This window comes from Moorena sp. SIO4A5, from assembly GCF_010672005.1.
Lineage (GTDB): Bacteria > Cyanobacteriota > Cyanobacteriia > Cyanobacteriales > Coleofasciculaceae > Moorena.
Genome location: NZ_JAAHHZ010000427.1, coordinates 1 through 4,075, shown reverse-complemented (window position 1 = coordinate 4,075; position 4,075 = coordinate 1). Strand labels below are relative to the sequence as shown.

Annotated in this window: 4 protein-coding genes; 3 read left to right on the top strand and 1 reads right to left on the bottom strand. The window is 44.0% G+C overall.

The features are described from left to right. Both F6K57_RS38485 and F6K57_RS38480 read left to right on the top strand, forming a co-directional pair. The coding region (locus F6K57_RS38485) for a late competence development ComFB family protein (protein WP_293073823.1) at window positions 1–520 on the top strand (520 nt) is incomplete at its 5' end. Window positions 521–571: 51 nt separating this feature from the next. Then, entirely contained in the window at window positions 572–736 is a 165-nt protein-coding gene (locus F6K57_RS38480; RefSeq protein ID WP_293073821.1) for a hypothetical protein, read from the top strand. A 290-nt stretch (window positions 737–1,026) separates the two neighbouring features. Here F6K57_RS38480 and F6K57_RS38475 read toward each other — a convergent pair whose 3' ends face one another. Continuing rightward, window positions 1,027–2,283 (bottom strand): glycosyltransferase family 4 protein, encoded by a 1,257-nt coding sequence (locus tag F6K57_RS38475; protein WP_293073818.1) that lies wholly within the window; start codon window positions 2,281–2,283, stop codon window positions 1,027–1,029. A gap of 1,383 nt (window positions 2,284–3,666) precedes the next feature. Between F6K57_RS38475 and F6K57_RS38470 the strand changes: the two genes are divergently transcribed. Then, the coding region (locus F6K57_RS38470; protein WP_293073815.1) for a hypothetical protein at window positions 3,667–4,075 on the top strand (409 nt) is incomplete at its 3' end.

Sequence of the window (4,075 nt, the reverse complement as noted above, 5' to 3'; positions counted from 1 at the left end):
GCAAAGAACTCAAGCCTATCAAAATGTTATGGAAATCCTCGTTGAAGAAGAAATCGAGCGACGACTACAGCAACTGTCACCGGAGATAGCTAAAAGTATTAATCCGATCGAAGTAGCGACCTATGCTCTCAATCGCCTCCCACCCTTGTATGCTTCCAGTGAAAAAGGTTGGAAGTACCAAAAACAACGAGGGATGAAGGAGTTAGCTAAGCAAATTAGTATAGTGGTGAGTCGGTCAATCAGTGCTGTTCAAAAGGATCCGATTCGACTGGCAACTCCTTTATTTGATTCTAAAGATCCAGCATCTCAGCAAGCCTTAAAGCGACTTAAAAAATTGCTATTACAGGAAAACCTATCATGGTGGGAACTTCCTCGGGTTGTTGAGCAAGCTCTAATTAAAGCGTGGCATGGAGAGATTAGCTGGAAGCATCATGAGCAGTTTTTTGTACAAGTTGCAGAGACTAAAATACCTGTGAAATCTGGAGGGGCGTGGGGTATGGATAGGTATGGTCGGTGGTAATTCCTGAGCAGAAAATCTGATTTTAGGGAGTCGGGAGTCGGGAGTCGGGAGTTGGGAGTCGGGAGTCGGGAGTCGGGAGTAGCACTGCATCGCTATTCCTTCTGCCCTAACATCCACAACTTGTGTACCTCTCAAGAGGTACACAAGATTTTTTCCCTATTGCCTATTGCTAGCATGCCTATTGCCTACTCCCTACTCCCTACCTCACAGGGGTAGGTTTTTTACATTTGGGTCAAACCCACCCCCAATCCCCGACCGGTCGGGGGCGGATCACAGGGAGAGGAAAAGGAAAACAACGAAGAAGCGATGCAGCGCCGCCAAAGGGGGTTTCCCCCACTCGCGCTGCATCAAGACAATGATGATTTTTAACGACAAATTAAGTATATTTTCTTATCCCCCACACCCTACACCCCACCCCCTACACCCCACACCTCACGTCTTTGTTAAAAACCTACCCCTGTGAGCTACTCCCTACTCCCTACTCCCTAATTAGTAAAAGGGATTGATCAAGACTTCTGAACCGCTGCCAGTAACCGCTTCTTTTGAATGTCAGAAAAGAGTTCTTCGTAACGGTTGAGAGCTTGATCGAAGGAATAATATTGAAGAGCATGTTGTCTACTTCTGTTGCCCAGTAATGTAACTGTTGCGGGATCGTTATACAACTCTAAGATTGTTGCTGCTAGAGTTTCTGGATCCTCTGGGGGAACAACAATGCCACCGCCGCTTTTTTTGACAGCTCTGGCAGCCGTACCATTAGCAGGAACAGAAGCTAGGATGGGGCGACCACTAGCTAGCAGTACTTGGATTTTGGAGGGCATATTAAACGAAATTACATTCTGCTTTTGTATCACCAACCCCACATCCGCTGCTGCTAGCATTTCCGGTAGTTTTTCCCGAGGTTGAAATGGTAGTAGCTTAACATTATTGGCGTTCCAATTCCTACAGCACTGCTTTAGTCGGCCTAAGGCTTTCTCTTCTCCGACGATCACAATCACAATATCTCGAATGTGATTTACCCTAGATGCTGCCTTAATCAGAGTTTCTAAACCTTGAGTGAGGGCAATATTACCAGAGTAGAGTATAACGAACTTACCATTAAGGTTATGGGCAGTGCGAAAGGAGTTGTTTTCTTTTGGTAAAGGACGGATGAAATTAACATCAACCCAATTGGGAATCTTGACAATTTTAGAGCTGGGCACACCTTTGCTGCGCAAGTTATCGGTAAAGCCATCAGCAATAACACTGATTTTGGTGACTGTGCGGTAAGCAAACCTTTCTACAACCTCTAATGCACGGATTAGAGGTTGGTTGCTCAGTAAGCCTACTTTAATCGCAGCTTCTGGCAAAATGTCTTGAAGATTTAGAATTACTGGCGTTCGGTGTATCCACCCCAAAATCGCAGCTGGTAGGGAAACTAGCAGTGGTGGACTAGTTAAAATAATAATATCAGGGCGAGGATAAATCAGAGCCTTGAGGAAGCTGGTAGCAACAAAGCTGCCCTCTAGCAATAATCGGTCGATCAAATTTGGTTTTGGGCGAATCCGCACATAACAGCGATCTACAATCACACCGTTAATGTGTTCGGTAAGATACAATTTCCGTCGATATCCCTCATAAATTTGACGTTGAGGATAGTTGGGCATCGCAGTAATGACCCGAACATCATGCCCTCTTTTGACCAACCCTTCTGCTAGTTCAGTCATCAAGGGGGCAATCCCAATTGGCTCTGGATGATAGTTGTAAGAATATATTAGGATTCGCATAATCTCTAGTAGATGTTGCTAGCCGGGTGTAGACTCACCAAATTTGTTTATTGATGATTTATTGGCTTTAGCACTGAGAACTCAAGACCATTGTCAAGTCAGGTGGGTTGTGCACAATGCCCAATCAGGGATTTTAAGCCTATAACTATTTATTCGGCTTCAATTCCATATTTTACGCCTGGATGACAGTTTTTGTAACAAAAATTAACATAATCTACCTTGATAAAATATTAAAATTGTGCATTTCTAAAGGGTTTGAAAGAGCTACAGCAAGAATCTTTATGCCAATTATGATTATGGCTACAACTAATAAATCCTCCCTTTTTCTAATTACCAATGAGTAATTAGTAATTAGTAATTACTCATTGGTAATGGTCGTATGATTAGCAAACTATGACGACTAGTTTGTGATATCAACTGATAATTGAATTTACCAATAATTCTATTATTATCTAAAAAAACACTATTTTTCATGGGTGCAATCCCGCAATTGAGTGTAAACTAGTTTTTTTTTGTTTCAGAATTTTTACGGATGTCAGAGGAATTAAATCTTAATTAAAAGTCATGATAAAATTGCGAAAGTCGATTTACAAAAAAAATAAGTAATATCCTTTTCAAGCTGCGTCGAATTGTATAGAGTTTTTCATAGCTATAAGGTACACATAATTTTTTATAGCACTACCCATTCAGATGTTTGACATTGTCTTGATGCAAAGCGCGAGTGGGGGAAACCACGGCAGTCGCTCATGGGGGAAACCCCCAAGACCGCGCTGCCTCCCCAAGACCGCGCTGCATCGCTTCTAAACTCCGAAACTTAGTCCTAGCTTATTTTTGACTTCTGACTTATAACTTCTGACGCTAAGCGTAGCGCTATAACTATGCCCAGATCCGCTGTTCCCTATGCCCAGATCCGCTGCTCCCTATTCCCTATTCCCTATTCCCTATTCCCTATTCCCCATTTTGCAAAGTATTGACTACAATTTTCTAGGATGGCTTTGGCAGGTGTTTCAGCTTTGGACTTCGTCTACAAAGCAGGGAGTACACCTTGGCAGAACGTTGTGACCAGTTGCTCAAGACCAGAAGGGGGTAGTGGTTTTATGCCTAGAGTGGGATATTGTTACTGGTTACCTATTTGACCAAGCCATGGGGCACTTGGGAAATCTTTGTTAAGTGCGCTTTCCGGATTAGGTGCGCTTTCCGCGTTAAGAATTAAATTCGGTCTTTGCGCGCTTTCCAATGGCTAGGGAACCCGGCCTTGGGTCGCGGCTTATCGGCAAAGCCGACCCGGGGCGCGAACGGGCGCGCACCTGTAGATAGCTTTGGTAAGGTTTCCCCTAGATAGTCTCGCTAAATAAGCAGCATACATCATTCAAGGAGAAAACGATGACCATGTCTCGTGTAAAGGCAATTTTAGCGACCATGTTACTCAGCATAGTATTGCTGGTAACATCCTGCGCTCAAAAAGCGCCCTCTCGTTTTGACCAGGCACAACAGGCCAGCAGCCAGGCTAGAAGTGGTCAGGCTGTTACCAAGAATGCCACTCAAGGGTCTCAATTCAACAAGTTTTTCCCACCATCAGGCGGCGGTTATCAACGAGTCTATACCCAGGAGAAAAAAGGCTTTGCTCAAGCCAAGTTGAAGAAAGATGGCACTGAGGTGGCAGTTCTCTCAATTTCTGATACCAGCAGCACTCCTACCACTGCTGCCAAATATCAGCAAAGTGGTCAAACCATTGCTGGTTATCCAGCCCGGGAAATTGGTTCAACTCAAACCGCTATTTTGGTCGGTAAGC